Origin of the sequence: Bradyrhizobium barranii subsp. apii (assembly GCF_011516635.5) — a bacterium.
In the GTDB taxonomy this organism is placed as follows: domain Bacteria; phylum Pseudomonadota; class Alphaproteobacteria; order Rhizobiales; family Xanthobacteraceae; genus Bradyrhizobium; species Bradyrhizobium barranii.
This window is the reverse complement of sequence record NZ_CP096255.1, coordinates 6,691,734-6,712,955: the sequence shown is the minus strand read 5'-3', so window position 1 is coordinate 6,712,955 and position 21,222 is coordinate 6,691,734. Positions and strand designations below refer to the sequence as shown.

Here is a 21,222-nt window from a genome sequence, read left to right as displayed (position 1 = left end):
GCGTGCCGCATCGGCTAGTCGATCATCTCGGCCCTGGCGGTGGCCTGGCTCGGCCCGTTCTGGTCGCGCCAGAACCAGACGGTCACGACGCCGGAGCGGCCGCGGACCTGCGTGAGCAGGGGGCCTGACAGAATGCCGTCGGGAGCGCCGTGGAAGTCGGCCGCATCAAGCAGCGTATCGGTCAGCGCGAGCCGCGCACAGTTCTGGGCGGCAACCTCCATCAAGCGGTTCGCGACGTTGACCGTGTCGCCCGTCGCCGTGATGTGCTGGTGGCTTTCGCCGAGGCGGGAGGCGATGATCGGGCCGAAATGCGCGCCGATCTTGAAACCGAGCTGGCCGCGGAGGGCAGGCGGCAGCGAAGCGATCCAGCGATCGACGCTGCGATACAGGTCGATCGAGCATTGCAGCGCGCGCGCCGCGTCGTCGGGCATCGCGTGTGGCAGTCCGAACAGGATCATGGCGCCGTCGCCGAGAAAGCCGGTGATCAGGCCGCCGCAATCGACTGCGGCCTTGTCGATCAGCGCGTGAAATGCCCTCAGCAGATGCTGCAGCTCGTCCGGATCGATCCGTTCGCTGAGCGTCGTGAAACCGGAGAGATCGATGAAGACGACGGCCGCATCCTGCCGGACCGGCCTGGACAGGAAATTCGGATCGCGCGTCAGCCATTCCTGCACGGCGGGCGCCTGGAATTGCGCCAGCGACCTGCTCTTGGCGGCAAAATATTGCGTGCGGCGGCCGCCGGCCCACAGCTGCACGCCGGCAAAGACCGCGACCGGCGGCACCGCGGCGGCAAGTGTCGTCGCGGCGTTCAGCCAAACGCCGTGCGTGAAGGCGAACAGATTGAGCCCGGCCCAGGCGATCATCACCGCGGCTGCCGCGATGATGCCGGGCGCGCTGCGCCGCCAGGCGAGCAGGCCGACCAGCAGCATCGGCAAAAGGATCGCGGTGAGCGCGTCGGCGATGTGGACCTTGCGGTCGCGCACGATGCCGTCACCGGAGACGAGATGGGTGATCGCGGTCGAGATCACCTCGACGCCGGGCATCAGGGAATCGAACGGTGTCGGATAGAAGTCGCCGCCGCCGGCGACCGCGGCGCCGATCACGACGATGCGGTTCTCGATCGCCGCGCGATTGAGCGTGCCGTCGAAGATGCTCTGCGCGCTGACGGTGCGGATGGTGCGGCGCGGGCCGTAATAGGTGATCGGCAGCGCGAAATCGCTGTCGGTCGAGACCGCGCGATCGCCGAGCATGAGATGATCCGGCGCGATCGTCAGCGGCTTGTCGAGCGCGCGCGCCGCGACGCGCAAGGGAAATGACAGCTCGACCTTGTCGCGGGTCCGGAACAGCATCGGCACCGAAAGTGGCGAGCCCGACTGCCCCGTCGCGACGTTGACGACTCCGACCTCGGCGTGATCGGCGAAGGGGGGCAGCGGCAGCAGGAAGCGCTCGGCCTGTGGCAGCGCGGCGAGGGGACCTTGGGTGCCCGGCTCCACGGTCTCGCTGGCGGTCGGGAAGATCGCCGCGGCGGCGAGCACCATGGGACCGGTGGCGAGCGTGTTGGCCAGCGTCGCGTCGCCGATCGCAGCGCTGCGGTCGACCAGCAGCAGGTCGATCGCGACGACCTTCGGCTTGAACTGCACGATGGTGTCGACGACGCGCGCGAGATCGGCGCGCGGCAGCGGATAGCTGCCGCCGCGTTTCACGACGGTGTCGTCGATTGCGACGATGGTGACGAGATCGGGCGGAGCCTGCACGCCGCGGACCTGGGTCCGCCAATCCGTCAGCGTCGCCTCGAGCCGATCAAGAAAGCGCAGATGACCGTTGGCGTGGCCGGCATAGATGCCGGCACCCCACAGCGCGGTGAGGACGAGTGCCACCAGAATCTGAACGCGTCTAGTCATTACGTAATGCAATCTTCTTTGTCGCCCGGGCGTTGCTGCGCGGGCCTTAATTGTCCAGGCCTTATTGACCCAGTCTTGCCATCAGCGCGTCGACGCGCGGCTGGCCCCAGGTCTTGACGGTCAACGAGCCCGTTGCCTCGACATCGACGCCTTGGCCCGGTCCGAGCACGACGCCGCGTCCACGAGCCCTGCGGCTCACACCGACACGGCCGTCAGCAACGAAGACCGCGGTCTTGGCCTCAGCGACATCGACGGCCCATTTGGTCCCGCGCACTGCGGCGATCGCCTGCGGCGTCAGCACCTTGAAGGGATTGCCGCCGGGCTTCTTGGGCACCTCGATCAGCAGCGCCTTGCTGCTCAACTCCACGGAGTCAATATGTCCGTCGCGGTTGGCGTCCTTAAGTTCAAATCTGGCGCCGTTTTCCGCAACGATGGTGATGCCGTTGTCGCAGCGCCAGACTTGCGTGCCCGCAGCCGATGGCGATGCCGTGCAGCCGACATTGACAGCCGGCTGTGCATTCGCAGACCCGATCAACTGAAACAACCACGCCAGAGCGAAAATACCGGCGCCCGCGATCCCTCTCATGCCAGCCTCCGTTTGCGTGCTTGGCACAGTTCAAAGCGATGTTGATACGGTACCGTATCACACGCAGAGGCTGCTGAAAAGTGCCGCTCTCGCAGGTATTTCCTCGGTGCGGTCTTTTCCAGTCCGGCGCGATCAACTTTCAGTCAGGGCGTCGTGCCGCGTGAGCACTCTGTGCGCGATGTGGGACGGGCTCTGCCGCCACCCTGCTGACACCCGCTGGAGAGGGCAGCGCGCACCAGCCTCGCGCAACGCTTCCCCGCTATTGTCCGGGTATTGAAGACCACGAAAACGACTTGGTTGGATGGCCTTAGAGGGGCGGCCTGTGACGTCCGTCGAACGCGCCGAACCGGCCGAGAATTATAGTTAACAGATGCTGCTAAGTCCGTAGTTCTGCGGACTTTTTTCTCGAAATGGGACAGCGTTAACGCGGTGCCTCACATCTGCCCGAACTTAATCTGCATTTAACTAAAAGTCGCCTTAATGACGCTCCGACCTCCTGCGAGATGCTGTTCCCGGATCGTGACCAGCGGCACTTCGAAGGGGGACTGAGTGACACCGTCCTGGACGCAAGGCGAATGAGTACGAGTATCGCTGCGCAGAGTAACGCGGCACGGAAGTCCAAGAATCACTTCGGAAGCCTTCCCGGAAAATGACCACCACCAATTGGCTGGGCGCCACGGCGATCGGCTGCGTCGTGATGGGCGCCGGCTGGACCATCTACAGCAACGTCCTCGGCGCCAGCGTCTATCCGACCGTCGGCAGCATTGGCTACGACGAGCCCGTGATCAAGCGCGCGCCCAGGGTGGCGCTGCGTGAGGCTGGCGAGGCCATCAGGGACACCTTTGCGCTGCTGCCCGACCGGCTTCAGGTCGCAGCCCCGATCTCGCGCGAGATGTTCAACGAGCGCTTTGCCGCGGCTGCGACCCAGGGCGTTGCGTCGAACGCGAGCGCCGCGCCCGCAACCCAGGTCGCCGTCGCCAAGGAAGCGTTGAAGGACGCCCCCAAGCAGAGCGTGATCGCGAAGGTCGCGGACGCGCTGAAGCCGGCGGCGCCGGCCAAGATTGCTGACAAGTCTGCGGACAAGGCCAAGCGTGCGCCGGATGCGCAGATGCAGCTGGCTTCGGCCGATCCGGCCGAGATCGTGCCGGCGCCCGAGGCGAAGCCGAAATCGTTTGCCGATCGCGCCAAGGCCGCGGTGATGTCGATCACCGGTCCGCGCCAGTCGATGGTCGAGAAGCTATGGGGCAAGCGCGAGCCGTCCGGCGGGCTGCTGGCCTATGCCTCGGCTGATGCCAGCGTGACCGCGTCCATCGCGCCGAGGGAGCAGAACCCCATGCTCGGCGGTTCGGCGCCCTATGAGCGCGACACGGCGGTCTACGACATCACCGCCAAGATGGTTTACCTGCCCGACGGCACCAAGCTCGAGGCGCATTCCGGCCTCGGCTCCAATCTCGACGATCCGCGCTCCTCGCGTGTCCGCATGCGCGGCGTGACGCCGCCGCACATCTACACGCTGAAGCCGCGCGAAGCGCTGTTCCATGGCGTGCCGGCGCTGCGCCTGACCCCGATCGGCGGCGAGAGCGCGATCTACGGCCGCGACGGCCTGCTCGCCCACACCTTCATGCTCGGGCCGAACGGCGATTCCAACGGCTGCGTGTCGTTCAAGGACTATTACGCTTTCCTCGACGCCTACCGTAACAAGGGCATCCGCAAGCTCGCGGTGCTGGCGCGGGTCGAGTGATCTCAGTCAATTCGCGATGATCTCAAAGGGCCGCTTGCAGCGGCCCTTTTCTTTTCTGATTTAGCCTGGCCAGCATTGTCCGCCGCCGTCGATCCTGAGCACCTAGCCCGAGACGAAGGCGCCCATGGGACCTGCGAAGAACTCGACGACGCGCGCGACCTCATCGACGGTCGCGATGCGGTCGAGCGTGCCGGTCTCGACCATCCTGTCGGGGTCCACCGCGCGCGTGCCGAGGAAACGGCCGGTGCGGGTATCGCCGGGCGCGATGCAGTTGACGGCGATGTCGTAAGCGCGGAGCTGGTCGGCCAGGCATCGCGTGTAGTGGGTTACGCCGGCCTTCGACACCGCATAGATCGAGCCCTGGGTGCGGCCCTTGAACGCGGCGACCGAGCCGAGCGTGACGATGCGGCCGCGCCGCCGCTCCATCATTCCCTTCGCGACCGCCTGGCAGGTCAGGATGGTCGAGAGCAAATTGCGCTCCAGCACCGCGCGCACATCGGCCTCCTTGATGTTCACCGCGTCGTTCGGGTCCGGCTTGCCGCCGGCGGCTGCGATGTCGCCGCCGGCATTGTGCACAAGAATGTCGATCGGGCCGAGGGCTGCTTCCGTCTCGGCGATCACGCGCGCGATGTCCTTGCCCCTGGTGAGATCGCCGAGCACGCGCTGGCTGCGGACGCCGAATTGCTGGCCGATCTCTGCGGCGACCGCGGTGAGGGTGGTGCCCTCGCCATATTCCGCCGGCCCGTTCTCGCGCATGCCGTGGATGGCGACGTCGGCGCCGAGCGCGGCGAGCTTCTCCGCAAAGGCGCGTCCGAGTCCGCGCCCCGCGCCGGTCACCAGCGCGACCTGTCCTGACAATACTTTCCCGTCATGTGCAGCCATGATCTTCTCCTGTTGTGAATGTCAGTCCGCCGCGAGATCGAGCCCGATCGCCATCGCCTGCACGAGGCACATCGGCGCGACCAGCGTGCGCAGCGCCGGCTCGGGCATGTCCTGGATCTCGAACACGACGCTCGCGCCTTCGACGATCGGGCTCAAGAGACTGTCGGTGATGGAAATCGTGGGCACGCCTCGCGCAACGAGTTCGGGAAACAGCCGAGCCGTATCCGGATAGTAGTTCCGGAAGCTGATCGCGACCAGCGCGTCCTCCGTGGTTGCGGCATGCGACTGCTCGTGGATGCTGCCGCCCGTGCCGTCGAGCAGGACGACGCGGCGTCCGAGCTTGCGCAGCACGTAGGCGAGGTGGGTCGCAACCGGAAACGAGCCGCCGAGGCCGAGCAGATAGATGTCGCGCGCTTTCGCAAGGATCGCAGTTGCCGCGTCGAGCTCGCGCGCATGCACCGACTGGCTCAGCGTCACCAGCGACGATTGCGCCTCCGAGACGAAGCGGGACAGCACCGCGGCGGGCTGGCGGCCGAGCACCGATTTCTCCTCGCTCTTCATGCGCGCGAGCCGCGCCTTGTAGCTCGGCGCGACGCCGGCGACGAGGCGGGAGCGGAACACCTGCTGCATCTCGGTGAAGCCACCAAAGCCGAGCGCATGGGCGAAGCGAACGATCGCCGAGGGCGGCGCGCCCGAGCGCTGCGCCACCTCGGCCACGGTGCCGAGCGCGACATCGGTCGGGTGATCGAGCACGAACTCCGCGATCTGCTGCAGCCGGCCGGATAGCGCCCGGTGCCGCAGCGCAATGGCGCCGCGCAGCTCGTCGTAGCTCATCGCGCCTTGTGCCTTGTTCATCGTCTCGGGTCTCCGGATCGGTCGCCTGTTTAACGGCATTTCACCGTTTGGATCAAATATTCTACTTTACATAACAAATGGAATGAATATTCTAATGGCACAAAAAAGCAAAAGACTTCGAAAACGGGAGGAAACGATGAGAGGGCGTCAGATCTCACGGCGAAGCGTTCTGAAGGGCAGCTTGATGGCCAGCGTCATCGGCGGCACCGGCAGCTTCTTTGGGCCGTGGAAAGAGAATCACGCGTGGGCGCAAGGCGCCAAGCCGATCAAGCTCGGCCTGACCTGCGGCGCCAGCGGCCAATACGGCAACAGCGGCCAGGATGATTTCCGCGGCATCAAGATGGCGATCGACGAGTTCAACGCCAAAGGCGGCGTGCTCGGCCGCCAGGTCTCGTTCATCACTGCGGATACTGAAACGACGCCGGCGACAGGCAGCCGCGTCGCCGAACGATTCATCACCCGCGAGGACTGCACTATCCTGATCGGCGCGCTGCATTCCGGCGTCGCCAACGCCATCACCCAGGTCGCCAGCAAATACGGCGTGATCTACATGAACACCAATTCCTCCGCGCCGAGCGAGGCCGGGGAGAACTGCTCACGTGTGAAATTCGTGTGGGACGGCAACGGCACCAATTTTTCCAAGGCGTCGGTCAAGAACGCGGTCGATTCCATCGGCAAGAACTGGATGCTGCTGACCAACGATTACGTCTGGGGTCACACGACGTCTGCCGCGACCAAGGCGCAAGTCGAGGCGGCCGGCGGCAAGATCATCGACAATCTCCTGGTGCCGCAGAACACCCGCGACTTCACCGCCTACCTCCTGAAGATCCAGCAGGCGAAACCCGACGTGGTCGCGACTGCGATCGGCGGTGACGACATCAAGGCGCTACGCGAGCAGGTGGCGCAGCTCAAGCTCGACGGCAAGCCGGCCTGGATCAACAACCAGCAGGACTGGCCCGATGTCTGGGGCGCGCCCGACAGCCTGTTCGGCGTGTTCGGCACGACCTGGTATCACAAGCTGCAACTGCCCGGCGTCGCCGATTTTGTCAAGAAATGGCAGGCCGCCAACAAGGACGGCCCGATCCCGGTGCCAGGCAACGTCTCCTACAACGGCTATATGCGCGACGCGCGAATTGCTCCGTGCGATCGAGCGGGCAGGGTCGACCAACAACGTCAAGATCATCAAGGAGATCGAGAACCTCAAGGTCTCGGCGACGGACCGCATGCAGCATTTCGACGCCTACATGGATCCCGTGACGCATCAGATGCAGCAGACGATCTATCTGGCGCGACGCAACGCCAAGCCGGCCGACAACACCGATCTGTTCGAGATCATCAGTTGGACCGAGCCGAAATCCGCCGCCGATGACGCCGCACCCGGCAAGTGCAAGCTCACGCCCTACGAGCAGGTGCCGACCGTCGACTCCTAGAGACGGTGCGTCGCGTCGTGGAACGAGCGGCGCGCATGTCGCGCGCCGCAGGCCCGGGCCATCGACGCCTGGGTGACCAATGCCAGTTGCGAGAGCCAATACCTTGTTCGACCTTCTTCCGCATCTCCTGAACGGCCTGACGCTCGGCCTGTTGTTCGCGCTGATCGCGCTCGGCTTCATGCTCATTGTCGGGCTGATGGAGCAGATCAACCTTGCGCATGGGTCCCTGTTCGCGCTCGGGGCCTATGTCGCCATGCAGCTCACCGGACCGCGCCCGCCATTGCCGGCCGATCTTGCGAAGGTGTGGCTCGCGCTCCCGCTGGGCTGGCGCTATGCCGCGACGCTCGTCATCGCACCCGTGATCGTGAGTCTCGTCGGCATGCTGATCGAGCTCTGCATGCGGCGTACCTATGGCAAGGACCCGCTGTACGGGCTTCTCCTGACCTTCGGCGCCGCGATGGTGATCGAGGAGTTGATCCGCCTTGTCTGGGGCACGCGTGACTATGTGCTCCAGGTGCCGTCCGCCATCAATGGCGGCTTCCTGTTCGGCGATCTGATCTGGTCGACCTATCGTTTCTACGCGGCGGGCATCGCGGCCGGGATCATCGGCCTGGTCTGGCTGTTGATCGAAAAGACTTCATTCGGCGCAACCGTCAAGGCCGGTGCCCATGACAGCGAGATCGTCCGCGCGCTCGGCATCAACCTGTCGCGATTGCGGCTGCTGGTGTTCGTGTTCGGCACGATGCTGGCCGCGATCGCGGGCATCATCGTCGCGCCGATCTGGGGCATTCGTCCGCATATGGGCGTCGATGCCGTCATCCCCGCCTTCCTGGTGATCGTGCTCGGCGGCGTCGGCAGCTTTTGGGGCGCGGTCGTGGCGGGGTTGCTGGTCGGACTCTGTGTCGGCCTTGCCGGCGCTTACGCGTCCGAATGGTCGCTGTTGTCGATGTACATCCTGCTCGTTGCCGTCGTGACGTTCCGTGCGCGCGGCCTGTGGGGCAAGAAGAGCGTGCTCGAGGCCTAGGGAATGATTGTGGGATCAAAATCGTCATCCGACGCTGCGCGCCTCGTCACGCCGACGATGCTGGTGCTCTGGCTCGTGCTTGCAACGGTGCCGCTGTGGATCACGCGGATCGGGCTCTATCCCTATCTCGGGATCGAGATCCTGATCTGGTCGCTCTATGCGCTTGCGTTCAACCTGGTGCTGGGCACGGCCGGACTTCCCTCGTTCGGACATGGCGCCTATTTCGGCATCGGCGCCTATGCGTTCGGGCTCTGCCAGCTCGACATTGTCGCCAATCTCTGGATCTGTCTCGCTGCGGCGGCCGTGGTCGCGGGGGTTGCCGGCGTGCTGGTGGCGCTGTTCATCTCGCACCGGCGCGGCATCTACTATGCCTTCATGACGATCGCATTCGGCCAGATCTTCTGGACGCTGGCGATCAAGTCGCACCGGATCACCGGCGGTGAGGATGGGCTTCTCAAGATCAAGCGTTTGCCGGCCGATTTCGGGCTGGTGTCGTTCGATCTCACCGACAATGTCGCGTTCTACTATTTCGTGCTCGCGGTCTTCGCGGTCGGTACCGCCGTATTGTGGCGGCTGGTGCACTCGCCCTATGGCCGCGTGGTCGCTGCGATCAGGCAGAGCGAGGTTCGCGCCGCTCATCTCGGCTATAACGTGTGGCTCTACAAGGCATCGGTGTTCGCGCTGTCGGCGGCCGTGTCCGGTTTTGCCGGCGGACTGTTCGCGATGGCGCAGCTCGCCGCATTCCCTGACGTCATGAGCCTGCATCAATCCGGCTACGTCGTGATGATGACGCTGGTCGGTGGCGGGCTCGTCAGCTTCTGGGGGCCGGTGATCGGCGTGTTTCTCTTCCTCACCGCCCGCGACGTGATCGGCGCGCTGACCAATGCCTGGATGCTCTATTTCGGTCTGCTGTTCATTGCGATCGTGCTGTTCCGCCCGGAAGGCATCGCGGGCGCGCTCTCGGCCGCCGTGCAGCAGCATTCACTCAACGCGTTGCGGCGGCGCGGCACGTCCGCGATGCGACTGCTGGTCGGGGGCGGGCGATGAGCATGATCGAGGCCGCAGGTGTGCACGTTCGCTTCGGCGATCGCGTCGTGCTGGAAAGCGTCGATCTCGCGGTGGCCGAGGGCGAGTTTCACGGCGTGATGGGCCCGAACGGCGCGGGCAAGACCACCTTCTTCAACGTCCTCACCGGCAGGGTGAAGCCGAGCCGCGGCCGAGTCCTGCTCGGCGGCGAGGATGTCACGGGATTGAGTCCGCACCGCATCGCCGCCAAGGGCATCGCCCGCTCGTTCCAGATCATGACCCTGTTCGACGAATTCTCAGCCCGCGACAACGTCATGATGGGCTTGCCCGCGTTTCGCGCCCGTGGCCTCGATATCGCCCGTGCCGCAGCCGGTGACCGCAGGTTTGACGAGCAGGCATCCGAAGCGCTCGCGGCGGTCGGGCTTGCCGACAAGGGCGATATCCGTGCCAAAGACCTGTCCTATGGCGACCGCCGCGCGCTGGAGATCGCGGTCGCGCTGGCGCAGGCCCCGCGCGTGCTGTGCCTGGACGAGCCCACCTCCGGCCTCGGCTCCGACGGCGTGCAGCGGCTGGCCGCTCTGGTGGCGCACCTGAAGGGCCGGCTGACCATCGTCGCCATCGAGCACGACATGGAATTCCTGTTCTCGCTCGCCGATCGCATCTCGGTCATCCATTGGGGCCAGGTGGTGGCGCGCGGCACGCCGCACGAGCTGCAGCAGAACGAATGGGTACGTCGCTCCAATCTCGGGAAGTTCGCATGATCCTCGAAGTGGACGGGATCGATACCTTCTACGGCGAGACCCAGGCGCTGTTCGGCGCCTCGCTCGCTATCGAGCACGCTAAGGTCTTTGCACTGCTCGGGCCGAACGGCGCCGGCAAGACCACCATGCTCCGTTCGATTCTCGGCCTGACGCGGCCGCGTCGTGGCGCGGTTCGCTTCGACGGGCATGACGTGACGCGCGATCCGACCCACGAGATCGCGCGCGCCGGCATCGGCTGGGTCCCCGACGACCGGCGGCTGTGCCCGACCTTGTCGGTGGCGCGCAACCTCACCATCGCGCAGAAGCGCACGCGCTTTCGCAACTGGAGCGTCAAGGAGGCCGCCGCGATCTTCTCCCCGCTCGAATATCTCATGGAGCGCGACTGCGAGAACCTGTCGGGTGGCGAGATGCAGATGGTCGCCATTGCGCGCGCGCTGGTCGGCTCGCCGGGACTGGTCCTGTTCGACGAGCCGAGCCAGGGTCTTGCGCCAAAGATCGTCGGCGATGTGCTCGCGACCATATTGCGCATGAAAGAGGAGGGGATCGCCTCGCTGGTCGTGGAACAGAATGCGGAGATCGCGCTGTCGGTCGCAGACCACGCCGCGGTGATCGACCGTGGCCGGATCGTCTGGACCGGCGAGGCCGCCGCCTTGCGCGATGATCGCGCGCTTCGTCAGCGCTTGCTGGGAGTACAATAAGTGGCCGCACCGCTGCTCGTTCTCGATGATATCCGCAAGGTCTATACACGGGGCCGCGTCATCCGCCGTCCGACGTTCACGCTTCAGGCAAACCTGTCGCTGGAGGAGCCGGGTATCGTCGGCGTGGTCGGGCCGAACGGCGCCGGCAAGACGACCTTGTTCGAGATGATGACCGGTTCCAACGCGCCGACTTCGGGGCGCGTGCTGGTCGCGGGCACCGATATCCACGGTGTCAAATACCGCGAGCGCGACCGGCTCGCGATCCACTATCACCAGTCCTATCAGGTCAGGCGGTTCCGCAAGCGCATTCCGTCCGCCTTGCTGGCGCCGTCGCCGACAAAAACGCCGCTGGTTCACTTGTTCGACGAACCGCAGTTCAACCTGCGGGAGGGCTATATCGGCTTCATGCTCGATTTCTTCCGCAAGCTGCGCGACGAGGGCAGGCTGGTCATCCTCTGCATGCATCCGACAGCCAGCTGGCACCTCGACATCCTCGCCGAGATCGCCGGGCAATTCCTGTTCGTCGCCGGCGGCGGGGTGACGCGGATGGTGGACTTCCGGACGCTCGCCGCCGAGCCGCGCTTCCGCCTCTATCTCGGACCGGAGATGACGCGCGCCGCGGACGCCATCTGTCACAGCTCGACCTAAAAGGAGACTCAGTTGGCCTATTCGAACACGCAGCTTTTCATTGCCGGCAAATGGCGCCCGGCCCATTCGGGCAAAGTGATCGAGGTGCGCAATCCCGCGACCGAGGAGGTGATCGGCACCGTCGCGCATGCCGGCCAATCCGATCTCGACGAGGCGCTCGCCGCCGCTTCCGCCGGCTTCAAGGTCTGGCGTAACGTTGCCCCCTTCGAGCGCTGCCGGATCATGCGCAAGGCCGCCGCGCTCATGCGCGAGCGCAATGACGAGATCGCGCCGCTGCTGACGATGGAGCAGGGCAAGACGCTGGGCGAGGCCAGGATGGAGGCAATGGCCGCCGCTGACGTCATCGAGTGGTTCGCGGAGGAGGCCAAGCGCGCCTATGGCCGGTTGATCCCCGCGCGCGGCCCCGGCATCTACCAGATCGCGATAAAGGAGCCGGTCGGTCCGGTCGCCGCGTTCACGCCCTGGAATTTCCCGATCAACCAAGTCGTGCGCAAGCTTTCCGCAGCGCTCGCCGCCGGCTGCTCGATCATCGTCAAGGCGCCGGAGGAGACACCAGCTTCGCCCGCGCAGTTGATCCGAGCGTTTGCGGACGCGGGCGTGCCCGATGGCGTCATCAACCTCGTCTACGGCGTGCCGTCGGAGATCTCCGAATATCTGATCCCGCATCCGGTGATCCGAAAAATCTCCTTCACCGGCTCGACCCATGTCGGCAAGCAGCTCAACGCGCTCGCGGGTCTGCACATGAAGCGCGCCACCATGGAGCTCGGCGGTCATGCGCCGGCGATCGTGTTCAACGACGCCGACGTCACGTCGGCCGCGAAGATTCTGGCGGCCGCGAAATATCGTAACGCCGGCCAGGTCTGCATCTCGCCGACGCGGATGCTGGTGCAGGACGACGTATTCCGCGAATTCGTCGACAAATTCGTCGACAGCGCCAAGGCGTTCAAGGTCGGCAACGGCCTCGATCCCGAGTCCAAAATGGGTTCGCTCGCCAATCCGCGCCGCGTCACCGCCATCGAAGGCATGGTGCAGGATGCCGTCGGCAAGGGCGCCAGGCTCGAGACCGGGGGCAAGCGTGTCGGCAACAAGGGCCATTTCTTCGAGCCGACCGTGGTGAGCGATGTGCCGAAGGATGCGCGCGCGATGAACGAGGAGCCGTTCGGCCCGCTCGCCCTGATCTCCCGCTTCTCGTCATTCGACGACGTGGTCGAGGAGGCGAACCGGCTGCCCTTTGGCCTTGCCTCCTACGCCTTCACCAGCTCGGCCAAGACGGCGGCCGCGATCGGCTCGGCGGTTGAGGCCGGCATGATGTCGATCAACAGCTTTGGTCTGGCACTGCCCGAAGTGCCGTTCGGCGGCATCAAGGATTCCGGCTATGGCTCGGAAGGTGGCACCGAGGCGATGGAAGGCTACTTCAACACCAAGTTCATCAGCCAGACGGGCGTGTGAGCGGGCGTGCACGCGAGGCCGCGCGATCATCGCGCGGCTTAGCGCTTGACGAAAACCAGGTTGCAGGCCCGCGCCTCGTTGCGCTTGCCGCTGCCTCGGGTGCGATCGAACTGCGCATCGACCGTGAAGGCGTAAGGAGAGCCGGGCGCGAGGTTGTTGAGTGTGTAGGTGCTCGCCCCCGTCGTGCCGCGCGCGCTCAAGGTCGTCTTGCCGTCCGCGGGGATCTGGCCGTCGATCTCCAGCCGATTGACACCGCCCGGACCCTGCACCTCGGCGTGAAACACGCCATTGGTCACGGTGGCGACCAGGGGCCTGGTGAAGCCCTGTGCCTTGCCGGAAGCCGAGCAGTTCAACGTCACGTCCCAACTGCCGTCGAAATCCTTGCTGCCGGTGGTTCTCGCGTTACCGCTCGGCGCGACCGCCACTTTCTGCTTCAGGCCCTCAATGCGTGCCTTGGCGAGGGTGGCGAAGATGCAGTTCGGGAATCTCGCGAGATGATCCTCAAAGGCACCCAGCGTGCCGATGCCCTCAGCAGCCTTCCAGTGCGCCTCGGCGGCCGCGCAGGGATCGGCCTTCGGTGCAGCTTGGGGGGCCGCCGGCGCGACCGTGACTGACACAGGCCCGTTCAGGTAGAACTTGCCGATGATCGACAGCGAGAGCTCCGGCAGCTGGGTCTTGCCGCTGGAATCATAGACGTCGCTGCTGATGTCGCGAAAGACGTCGCCGATTTCCTGCGGCTCCTCGATGTGCTTCAGGAACGCGGTCGTGTAGGGGCTGTTGCGGCCGACGCCGTCGGCGGCAACTTGTCCTGATTGCGTCGAGAATGACACGATCGTGCCGCGCGGCGCCTCGACTTTCGACAGGCCTCGTCCGATCGAGGCGGCGCGGGTCGAGCCGGCAGAGCGCTTCAAGGTTTCGGCCAGCGGATTGTCGCGGCAGGAATCGAGCACGAGGATGCGCAAATTCTTGGCCTGCTGCAGATCGTTCACGATGTCGTCGACCCGCACGAAGCGCTTGAGGTCTGCTTCATCCGTCAGCACGGCGTCGACTGGCATCAGATAGTTCACGCCGTTGTACTGCATGGCATGGCCGCTGTAATAGAACATGGCGACATCGGCGCGGCTCGCGGCGCGCGCGAAACGGATGGTCAGGTCCTGCATGTCGGCCTGGCGCAGGTCGATACCCTGGAATACCTCGAAACCGCTGCGCTTCAGCGTGGCTGCGACGTCTTCGGCATCGTGCGACGGGTTGGGCAGCTGCGCCGTAGAGACATAAGCGCCGTTGCCGATCACCAGCGCAACCCGCGTGTCCGCCGATGCGGGGGCAAGGCTCAGTCCAAGGCTCAGCCAGAGGGCGAGGAGGGGCAGGAAAAAATGACGCAAAATTCCAGAAGGAGCACGCATGAATGCCTTCCAGGGAAATATCGAAAAATATTCCCCCAGATTAGCGCATGCCGCGTCGGTATCAATGCCCTCGCTGTGGGCCCGTCAGATTTGGCGACCGTGACATCCTGTCACGCCGGGTTTGCCGCCACCGTCTTGCGCAGCTCCATCTCGGTCGCAATCGCATCCCGCACGGCGGGCCGCGCCTGCATGCGCGCAAGATAGGCCGACAGGCTTGGCCATTGCGCGATGTCGACGCCCGCGGGACGGAGCAGCAGCAGGGCCCAGGCGAGGTGGGCATCTGCGACGGTGAAACGGTCGCCGACGAGGAATTCGCGGTCCGCGAGATGTGCTGATGGCACCGACAGAGTCTGCGTGATCCTCGCACGCGGCTTGGCGAGCGAGCCGTCGTCCTTGTACCAGAAGGTCGGAAACAGGAATGCCTTGTGGATCTCGGCGCCGATGAAGCTCAGCCATTCCTGCAGGCGGTAACGGTCGGGATCGCCGAACCGGGGCGCGAGGCCCGCTTCCGGCTTCACATCGGCGATGTATTGCAGCACCGCCGCGCTTTCGGTCAGCCGTTCGCCGTTCTCCAGCACCAGGACCGGCACCGCGGCCTTCGGCGACACGCCGCGGAAATCGCTGTCGTCGTCCGCGACCGTCTTGGTCCGGAGATGCACCAGATGATAGCGCGCATCGAGGCCGGCTTCCATCAGCGCGATGCGGCTCGCAAGCGAGCAGGCCATCGGCGAGAAATAGAGCTGCAGCATCGCGCTGCTCCGCTATTTCAGCACATCGCCGCGCGCGATGATCGCGAAGCGGTCGGATAGCTCGGCGAGCGCAACCTCGTGGATGGTCCGGGCGCCCAGCGTGCCGCCGCGGCCGTCGGGCAGGTCGCGCGTGGCGCAGGCATCGGCGTCAACAGTCGCGCGAAAGCCGAGGTCGAGCGCGGCACGGGCGGTGGAGCTGACGCACATATGCGTCATGAAGCCGGCCAGTACGATGTTCTTCCTGTCGGTTGCGGCAAGGCGCGCCTGCAGATCAGTGCCGGCAAACGCATTGGGCAACTCCTTCTCAATCACCAGCTCGCCGGCACGGGGGCTCAGCTCGGCGACGATGGCGCCGCGGTCGAACAGGCCGCCCACCTTGCCGCGATGGGCGATATGGATGATCGCGGCTCCGCTCTCGCGTGCCCGTGCCAGGAGCGCAGCCGCCCGCGCGATCGCAGGCCGGGCGTCGGGCAAAGCGAGGGGACCTGCGAGATATTCGTTCTGGATATCGATCAGCACCAGCGCGGCGTCGCCAAGACGCGGCGGGTCGAGATCGGTACCGGCGAGCTGCAGCAGGGTCTTTGCGGTCGTCATGGTCTGGAAATCTCCGGGGCAAAAGGCTGCACAAACATAGCCCCGGGAATGCCTGCCGATATGCAGGGATATTGCAGCGGGTGGCTGCGATATTGCAGGCCGCTCACCGCCGGTATAACCTGACGCAATGAACTGGGACGATCTGCGCATCATCGCCGCCGTCAGGGACGAGGGCACCTACGCGGGCGCCAGCGCGCGGCTGCGCATTGACGAGACGACGGTCGGGCGCAGGCTGTCGCGCATCGAGCGTGCGCTCGGTTTGCGTCTGTTCGAGGCCGCGGACGGCGTCCGCAGGCCGACGCGGAGTTGCGAGGCGGTGCTGGCGCATGTCGAGGCGATGGCCGCACATGCCGCCGAGATCGGTCGCGTTGGCGCGAGCCTGGCAGGTCCGGTGGGCCGCCTGCGCATCGCCTCCACCAACACGTTCGCCGAGGAGGTGCTGTCGCCGCGCGCGAGCGACTTCCTGCGCGCCAATCCCGGCCTGACGCTGCAATTCCTCACCTCGAGCGAGAACGTCAAGTTCTCGCGCTGGGAGGCCGATCTCGCCATCCGGCTGCGCAAACCCGACAAGGGTGATTTCGCGATCTCCAGGCTCGGCGAGATCCGCATTTATTATTTCGAGCCTGTTGCGACCGAGGGCGAGCCGGTGCTGTGCGCCTATCCGGACGAACTCGGTGCCATTCCCGAGATGCAATTCCTGCGCATGAAGCAAGCCCGCGCGCGCTGCGTCACCGACAACGTTCGCGTCATCCGTAACCTGATCCGCGCGCATCGGGCCGCCGGCGTGTTGCCGGAGTATGTTTGCGCGGACTTGCTCGGCGATCGCCGCCTGCGCGCCACGCTGCTGCCGAAGCGGCGCGACGCCTGGCTGCTAGTGCAGAACCATCTGAAGCGCGATCCCGCGACGCGTGTCACGATCGACTGGGTGAGGGCGTGTTTTCAGGAAACGTCGCGCGGTTGACGTCACATCGCATTGTGATCATCGCGTCACAGTGCGGAGTGCGTGACGAAAAATCTTGGCTTTCCCCCTTGCAACCCGAACGTGCTTCGTCTATTAGCGCCCTCCTTCGTAGGCCATGGGTTCGGGCTCTCTGAGATCCCGACTGGCGCGAGCCGCTCTGCGGTTTCGTGTTCCGCCGAATGAAGGGCAAACGCAGGACGTAGCTCATGGAGAGCGTCGGGCTGAACACCCGAAGGCATCGGTTCGATTCCGGTCTCTTGCACAAAGGATAGCTCAGTTTGGTAGAGCAGATGACTGTTACTCATCCTGTCGCGGGTTCGAATCCCGCTCCAGCGCTCCGTTTCAGCCTGAAAAGCTGATACCTCTGACGAGGACCGGACGCGCGCTTCAGTCGCAGTCCGGCCGTTTTGCCGAAAGGCTTTCCGTCCGAACCTAGACACTGTGAGACCGGCTTTGCGCCGCGGGTCGATACCGCTTGCGCTGATGCCGGGTGGCTCCGCATGACCGCTCGACACGCGTCGAGCGATCGCGCGCGTGCGCCCGTCGTCATGCAAGCTCAAGCCCCGGCCCGCCGCTTTCCCGGGAAGCGTCGTCCGCGTCCTCACGTCCTTTGCAAACGAAACCCGCTATCCGGCCGCGTTCGGCCGGAGGCAACATGATGGAGGCGTGCCATGACTTGGCACTTGCTGATGTTGAACGTGACGGTGAAGGATGGCGAGCGTGCGTTGCTCACGCGCAACGGACAGCTCGTGCGTATGCTCGCGCCCGGCAAGCATCGCCTGTTCGATCCCCTGCACGAGCTGAAGGTCGAGGTGCTCGACGTGGTGCGCAGCGAATTCTCTGCGGATCGCTACGCGGTGCTGAAGGCTGCGCGGCCTGATCTGGCCGCGGAGCTGTTCGAGGCGATCGAGACCAAGGCGGACGAGATTGCCATCGTCAGCCTCGACGGGCGGCCCGTGCATCTGATGACGCCCTGGCAGGCGCGCGTCTACTGGAAGATCGCGACCCGCATCGATGTCGAGCGCATCGATGTTTCCGCCGATCCTCGGGTTGGCGCGCGGCACCTGACCATGATCGAGCGCAACCGCTCGTCCGTCGTGATGGAAGCGGTGGTCGAGAACCACGAGGCGGGCCTGCTCTATGTCGAGGGCCGGCTCGTGGAGCGGCTTGCGCCCGGCCGGCACGCCTTCTGGACCGTCGGCCGCAAGATCGAGGTGAAGCGCCTCGACCTGCGGCCCCAGGCGGTCGAGATCACCGCGCAGGAGATGCTGACCAAGGATCGCATCGCGCTGCGGGTGACGCTGACGGCGTTCCGCAGGATCGTCTATCCCGAGCGCACGGTTGCGACCGTGCCCGACGTGGATGCGTGGCTGTACCGGCTGGTGCAGTTCGCGATCCGCGAGGCGGTGGCGGGCCGGACGCTCGACGAGGTGCTGTCTGCGAAGGCGGCGCTGGATGCGGAGCTGCGCGACTATGTGCGTGCACGCGTCGCGGAGTCCGGCGTGGAGGTGACCGAGCTCGGCGTCAAGGATGTGATCCTGCCCGGCGAGATCCGGGAGCTGGTGAACACGGTGGTGGAGGCGGAGCGGGTCGCGAAGGCGAACCTGATCCGCCGGCAGGAGGAGACCGCGGCGACGCGTTCGCTCCTGAACACCGCCCGCCTGATGGAGGAGAACCCCCTGCTGCTGCGGCTCAAGGAGCTGGAGTCGCTGGAGCGGCTGGTCGAGAAGGTCGGCCGCATCGACCTCCATGCCGGCAACGGCGAGGGCCTCGATGCCCTCCTGACCCGGCTCGTGCGCCTGAAGGCGCCCGAGAGCGCATGAAGCAGAAGGGCCGCCCACGGGCGGCCCTTCACATCTCCATTGTCGACGCTTGCGATGAACGCGTGCGCGCGCCCGTGCGACCAAAACCATGAGTGGGTATTGCACGCGCGCGAAGGTTGCGTAATCTCACGGTGACGACCACAATCTCGATCATGGCAAGCGAATGACCACTCTTCAGCAAACGATCCGCCCTACGGCCCGGCCGCGGGAATGGAAAGCGATCGTCGTCCTGATCCTGTTGATCCCGGTGCTGTGGTCGCCGCCGTTCCTGTTTCGCTTCTTCCTGTATCAGCCGTTCAACATCCCGTCGGGTTCGATGGCACCGACGCTGATGGTCGGCGACTACGTCTTTGCCGCCAAATATGCTTATGGCTATGGTCGCTATTCCTTCCCTTTCGCGCCGTCCTGGATCTCGGGCCGTGTCTTTGCCGCCGAGCCCGAGCACGGTGACGTCGTCGTGTTTCGCGCGCCAAAGGACACCTCGGTCGACTACGTCAAGCGCGTGGTCGGGCTGCCCGGCGACCGCATCCAGATGCGGCAGGGACAGCTTTTCCTCAATGACAGACCGGTGACGCGCGTCGCGCTCGCAAACGGGCTCGCCGGCACCGCCTGCGGTCTGGATGGTAGCGTCAAGGTCAAGCGCTGGCGCGAGACGCTGCCCAATGGCAATTCCTACATCACCTACGACTGCGTCGAGAACGGCTACTACGACAACACCAATGTCTACACCGTGCCGCCCGGCCATTTCTTCGTGCTGGGCGACAACCGCGACAACTCGAGCGACAGCCGCGTGATGGCAACGATGGGTTTCATTCCGATGGACAACCTCGTCGGGCGGGTGACCCGGATCTTCTGGTCGCTCGATGAAGACGGCGAGCCGCACATGGAGCGGCTGGGGAAGGTCTGGTGAGGGGCCCCGTCATTCCGGGCTCGCGCTCCGCGCGCCCCGGAATGACGGGGGGAGAGAGTTTGCCTAAAACAAAAACCCCGGCATCGCTGCCGGGGTTTCGTAGTTCTTGAGGTGGTTGGACCTTAGAAGTCCATGCCGCCCATGCCGCCGCCCGGGGGCATCGCCGGACCGGCGCCGCCCTTCTTGGGCAGCTCGGCAACCATGGCTTCCGTGGTGATCAGGAGCGCGGCAACCGAGGCTGCGTTCTGGATCGCGGTACGGACCACCTTGGTCGGGTCGATGATGCCCTTGGTGACCAGGTTGACGTACTCGCCGGTCTGGGAGTCGAAGCCGTAAGCGTAGGTCTTGTTCTCCAGGATCTTGCCGACGATCACCGAACCGTCTTCACCGGCGTTGATCGCGATCTGGCGAGCGGGAGCCGACAGCGCCTTGCGCACGATCTCGACGCCGGTCTTCTGGTCGTCGTTCTTGGTGCGCAGACCCTTGAGCTGCTCGGAGGCACGGAGCAGGGCGACGCCGCCGCCCGGGACGATGCCTTCCTCGACCGCCGCGCGGGTCGCATGCATCGCGTCATCAACGCGATCCTTGCGCTCCTTCACCTCGACCTCGGTCGCGCCGCCGACGCGGATCACCGCGACGCCGCCTGCGAGCTTGGCGAGACGCTCCTGGAGCTTCTCACGGTCGTAGTCCGAGGTGGTCTCCTCGATCTGCGCCTTGATCTGGGCCACGCGCGCCTCGATGTCGGCCTTCTTGCCGGCGCCGTTGACGATCGTGGTGTTCTCCTTGTCGATCATCACCTTCTTGGCGCGACCGAGCATGTTGAGCGTGACGTTCTCGAGCTTGATCCCGAGATCTTCCGAGATCGCCTGGCCGCCGGTCAGGATCGCGATGTCCTGCAGCATGGCCTTGCGGCGATCGCCGAAGCCCGGAGCCTTGACGGCCGCGACCTTCAGACCACCGCGCAGACGGTTCACGACGAGGGTCGCAAGCGCTTCGCCTTCGACGTCCTCGGCGACGATGACCAGCGGCTTGCCGGTCTGCACCACGGCCTCGAGCAGCGGCAGCAGCTCGTTCAGCGAGGAGAGCTTCTTCTCGTTGATGAGGATGTAGGCGTCGTCCATCTCAACGCGCATCTTGTCGGCGTTGGTGACGAAGTAGGGCGAGATGTAGCCGCGGTCGAACTGCATGCCCTCGACGACGTCGAGCTCGGTCTCGAGCGACTTGGCTTCCTCGACGGTGATGACACCCTCGTTGCCGACCTTCTTCATGGCGTCGGAGAGGAACTTGCCGATTTCGGCATCGCCGTTGGCGGAGATGGTGCCGACCTGGGCGATCTCGTCGTTCGAGGTGACCTTCTTGGAGTTCTTGACGAGGTCGGCGACCACGGCTTCCACGGCCAGGTCGATACCACGCTTCAGGTCCATCGGGTTCATGCCGGCGGCAACCGACTTTGCGCCTTCACGAACGATCGCAGCCGCGAGCACGGTTGCGGTGGTGGTGCCGTCGCCGGCCGCGTCAGCCGACTTGGAGGCGACTTCGCGCACCATCTGCGCGCCCATGTTCTCGAACTTGTCGTCGAGCTCGATCTCCTTGGCGACGGTGACGCCGTCCTTGGTGATGCGGGGAGCGCCGAACGACTTGTCGAGGACGACGTTGCGGCCCTTGGGGCCGAGCGTCACCTTGACGGCGTTGGCGAGGATGTCGACGCCACGCAGCATCTTGTCGCGTGCATCGACGCCGAATTTGACTTCTTTAGCTGACATCTGGATTTTTCCTTAGGT

General features: G+C 65.2%; 19 protein-coding genes and 2 tRNA genes. 13 read left to right on the top strand and 8 right to left on the bottom strand.

The features are described 5' to 3' along the window. Positions 1 to 14 precede the first annotated feature (14 nt). Entirely contained in the window at positions 15 to 1,901 is a 1,887-nt protein-coding gene (locus tag HAP41_RS32210) for a CHASE2 domain-containing protein (protein ID WP_166091592.1), read from the bottom strand. 61 nt (positions 1,902 to 1,962) lie between these two features. After that, positions 1,963 to 2,487: a FecR domain-containing protein gene (locus tag HAP41_RS32205; protein WP_166091595.1), complete on the bottom strand. Its 525-nt coding sequence runs from the start codon at positions 2,485 to 2,487 to the stop codon at positions 1,963 to 1,965. A 649-nt stretch (positions 2,488 to 3,136) separates the two neighbouring features. Here HAP41_RS32205 and HAP41_RS32200 point away from each other — a divergent pair. Continuing rightward, entirely contained in the window at positions 3,137 to 4,228 is a 1,092-nt protein-coding gene (locus tag HAP41_RS32200) for a DUF2778 domain-containing protein (RefSeq protein ID WP_166091597.1), read from the top strand. 102 nt (positions 4,229 to 4,330) lie between these two features. Here HAP41_RS32200 and HAP41_RS32195 read toward each other — a convergent pair whose 3' ends face one another. Both HAP41_RS32195 and HAP41_RS32190 read right to left on the bottom strand, forming a co-directional pair. Next, entirely contained in the window at positions 4,331 to 5,110 is a 780-nt protein-coding gene (locus HAP41_RS32195) for an SDR family NAD(P)-dependent oxidoreductase (RefSeq protein ID WP_166091608.1), read from the bottom strand. 21 nt (positions 5,111 to 5,131) lie between these two features. Then, entirely contained in the window at positions 5,132 to 5,965 is an 834-nt protein-coding gene (locus HAP41_RS32190) for a MurR/RpiR family transcriptional regulator (protein WP_166091611.1), read from the bottom strand. Positions 5,966 to 6,149: 184 nt separating this feature from the next. On the opposite strand from HAP41_RS32190, the gene HAP41_RS32185 reads away from it, so the two are divergent. From HAP41_RS32185 to HAP41_RS32155, 7 genes are all read left to right on the top strand, one after another. Then, a complete protein-coding gene (locus tag HAP41_RS32185) occupies positions 6,150 to 7,334 on the top strand; it encodes an ABC transporter substrate-binding protein (RefSeq protein WP_248577129.1) in 1,185 nt (394 codons plus the stop codon). Positions 7,335 to 7,498: 164 nt separating this feature from the next. Further along, positions 7,499 to 8,419, top strand: coding sequence for a branched-chain amino acid ABC transporter permease (locus HAP41_RS32180; RefSeq protein WP_166091617.1), 921 nt, complete (start codon positions 7,499 to 7,501; stop codon positions 8,417 to 8,419). Between the two features lie 3 nt (positions 8,420 to 8,422). Continuing rightward, positions 8,423 to 9,466 (top strand): branched-chain amino acid ABC transporter permease, encoded by a 1,044-nt coding sequence (locus HAP41_RS32175; protein ID WP_166091623.1) that lies wholly within the window; start codon positions 8,423 to 8,425, stop codon positions 9,464 to 9,466. Next, complete coding sequence (locus tag HAP41_RS32170) at positions 9,463 to 10,206, top strand: ABC transporter ATP-binding protein (RefSeq protein ID WP_166091627.1); 744 nt, start codon at positions 9,463 to 9,465, stop codon at positions 10,204 to 10,206. The genes HAP41_RS32175 and HAP41_RS32170 overlap by 4 nt, the downstream gene beginning before the upstream one ends. After that, a complete protein-coding gene (locus HAP41_RS32165) occupies positions 10,203 to 10,904 on the top strand; it encodes an ABC transporter ATP-binding protein (protein ID WP_166091633.1) in 702 nt (233 codons plus the stop codon). The genes HAP41_RS32170 and HAP41_RS32165 overlap by 4 nt, the downstream gene beginning before the upstream one ends. Further along, the gene (locus HAP41_RS32160; RefSeq protein WP_166091645.1) at positions 10,905 to 11,552 is read left to right on the top strand and encodes an ATP-binding cassette domain-containing protein; all 648 of its coding nucleotides are present in this window, start codon (positions 10,905 to 10,907) and stop codon (positions 11,550 to 11,552) included. A gap of 12 nt (positions 11,553 to 11,564) precedes the next feature. Then, positions 11,565 to 13,001, top strand: coding sequence for an NAD-dependent succinate-semialdehyde dehydrogenase (locus HAP41_RS32155; RefSeq protein WP_166091647.1), 1,437 nt, complete (start codon positions 11,565 to 11,567; stop codon positions 12,999 to 13,001). 38 nt (positions 13,002 to 13,039) lie between these two features. On the opposite strand, the gene HAP41_RS32150 is transcribed toward HAP41_RS32155, so the two are convergent. The 3 genes from HAP41_RS32150 to HAP41_RS32140 form a co-directional block, all read right to left on the bottom strand. Beyond that, entirely contained in the window at positions 13,040 to 14,404 is a 1,365-nt protein-coding gene (locus HAP41_RS32150) for a caspase family protein (protein WP_166091656.1), read from the bottom strand. 110 nt (positions 14,405 to 14,514) lie between these two features. Continuing rightward, positions 14,515 to 15,153 carry a glutathione binding-like protein gene (locus HAP41_RS32145; protein ID WP_166091661.1) on the bottom strand — a complete coding sequence of 213 codons (639 nt, stop codon included), beginning with the start codon at positions 15,151 to 15,153 and terminating at the stop codon, positions 14,515 to 14,517. A gap of 12 nt (positions 15,154 to 15,165) precedes the next feature. Further along, complete coding sequence (locus tag HAP41_RS32140; protein WP_166091666.1) at positions 15,166 to 15,747, bottom strand: cysteine hydrolase family protein; 582 nt, start codon at positions 15,745 to 15,747, stop codon at positions 15,166 to 15,168. A gap of 127 nt (positions 15,748 to 15,874) precedes the next feature. On the opposite strand from HAP41_RS32140, the gene HAP41_RS32135 reads away from it, so the two are divergent. The 5 genes from HAP41_RS32135 to lepB all read left to right on the top strand — a co-directional run bounded on the left by HAP41_RS32135 (position 15,875) and on the right by lepB (position 19,441). After that, positions 15,875 to 16,708 (top strand): LysR family transcriptional regulator, encoded by an 834-nt coding sequence (locus HAP41_RS32135; protein ID WP_071912531.1) that lies wholly within the window; start codon positions 15,875 to 15,877, stop codon positions 16,706 to 16,708. Positions 16,709 to 16,900: 192 nt separating this feature from the next. Further along, a tRNA-Phe gene (locus tag HAP41_RS32130) sits at positions 16,901 to 16,970 on the top strand. 4 nt (positions 16,971 to 16,974) lie between these two features. Further along, positions 16,975 to 17,040 (top strand) — tRNA-Asn (locus HAP41_RS32125). Positions 17,041 to 17,379: 339 nt separating this feature from the next. Then, positions 17,380 to 18,531 carry a slipin family protein gene (locus HAP41_RS32120; RefSeq protein WP_166091671.1) on the top strand — a complete coding sequence of 384 codons (1,152 nt, stop codon included), beginning with the start codon at positions 17,380 to 17,382 and terminating at the stop codon, positions 18,529 to 18,531. A 163-nt stretch (positions 18,532 to 18,694) separates the two neighbouring features. Continuing rightward, the gene (lepB, locus tag HAP41_RS32115) at positions 18,695 to 19,441 is read left to right on the top strand and encodes a signal peptidase I (RefSeq protein ID WP_166091676.1); all 747 of its coding nucleotides are present in this window, start codon (positions 18,695 to 18,697) and stop codon (positions 19,439 to 19,441) included. 122 nt (positions 19,442 to 19,563) lie between these two features. Here the strand turns inward: lepB and groL are convergent, their stop codons facing one another. Then, positions 19,564 to 21,204, bottom strand: coding sequence for a chaperonin GroEL (gene groL / locus HAP41_RS32110; protein WP_071912538.1), 1,641 nt, complete (start codon positions 21,202 to 21,204; stop codon positions 19,564 to 19,566). Between the last annotated feature and the right edge of the window lie 18 nt (positions 21,205 to 21,222).

Bases quoted from the DNA above. Each gene is read 5' to 3' on its own strand.
- HAP41_RS32205 (WP_166091595.1), bottom strand. From the start codon at position 2,487: ATGAGAGGGATCGCGGGCGCCGGTATTTTCGCTCTGGCGTGGTTGTTT.
- HAP41_RS32190 (WP_166091611.1), bottom strand. From the start codon at position 5,965: ATGAACAAGGCACAAGGCGCGATGAGCTACGACGAGCTGCGCGGCGCC.
- HAP41_RS32200 (WP_166091597.1), top strand. From the start codon at position 3,137: ATGACCACCACCAATTGGCTGGGCGCCACGGCGATCGGCTGCGTCGTG.
- HAP41_RS32195 (WP_166091608.1), bottom strand. From the start codon at position 5,110: ATGGCTGCACATGACGGGAAAGTATTGTCAGGACAGGTCGCGCTGGTG.
- HAP41_RS32135 (WP_071912531.1), top strand. From the start codon at position 15,875: ATGAACTGGGACGATCTGCGCATCATCGCCGCCGTCAGGGACGAGGGC.
- HAP41_RS32210 (WP_166091592.1), bottom strand. From the start codon at position 1,901: ATGACTAGACGCGTTCAGATTCTGGTGGCACTCGTCCTCACCGCGCTG.
- HAP41_RS32150 (WP_166091656.1), bottom strand. From the start codon at position 14,404: ATGCGTGCTCCTTCTGGAATTTTGCGTCATTTTTTCCTGCCCCTCCTC.
- HAP41_RS32185 (WP_248577129.1), top strand. From the start codon at position 6,150: ATGGCCAGCGTCATCGGCGGCACCGGCAGCTTCTTTGGGCCGTGGAAA.
- HAP41_RS32165 (WP_166091633.1), top strand. From the start codon at position 10,203: ATGATCCTCGAAGTGGACGGGATCGATACCTTCTACGGCGAGACCCAG.
- HAP41_RS32120 (WP_166091671.1), top strand. From the start codon at position 17,380: ATGACTTGGCACTTGCTGATGTTGAACGTGACGGTGAAGGATGGCGAG.
- HAP41_RS32175 (WP_166091623.1), top strand. From the start codon at position 8,423: ATGATTGTGGGATCAAAATCGTCATCCGACGCTGCGCGCCTCGTCACG.
- groL (WP_071912538.1), bottom strand. From the start codon at position 21,204: ATGTCAGCTAAAGAAGTCAAATTCGGCGTCGATGCACGCGACAAGATG.
- HAP41_RS32170 (WP_166091627.1), top strand. From the start codon at position 9,463: ATGAGCATGATCGAGGCCGCAGGTGTGCACGTTCGCTTCGGCGATCGC.
- HAP41_RS32140 (WP_166091666.1), bottom strand. From the start codon at position 15,747: ATGACGACCGCAAAGACCCTGCTGCAGCTCGCCGGTACCGATCTCGAC.
- lepB (WP_166091676.1), top strand. From the start codon at position 18,695: ATGACCACTCTTCAGCAAACGATCCGCCCTACGGCCCGGCCGCGGGAA.
- HAP41_RS32145 (WP_166091661.1), bottom strand. From the start codon at position 15,153: ATGCTGCAGCTCTATTTCTCGCCGATGGCCTGCTCGCTTGCGAGCCGC.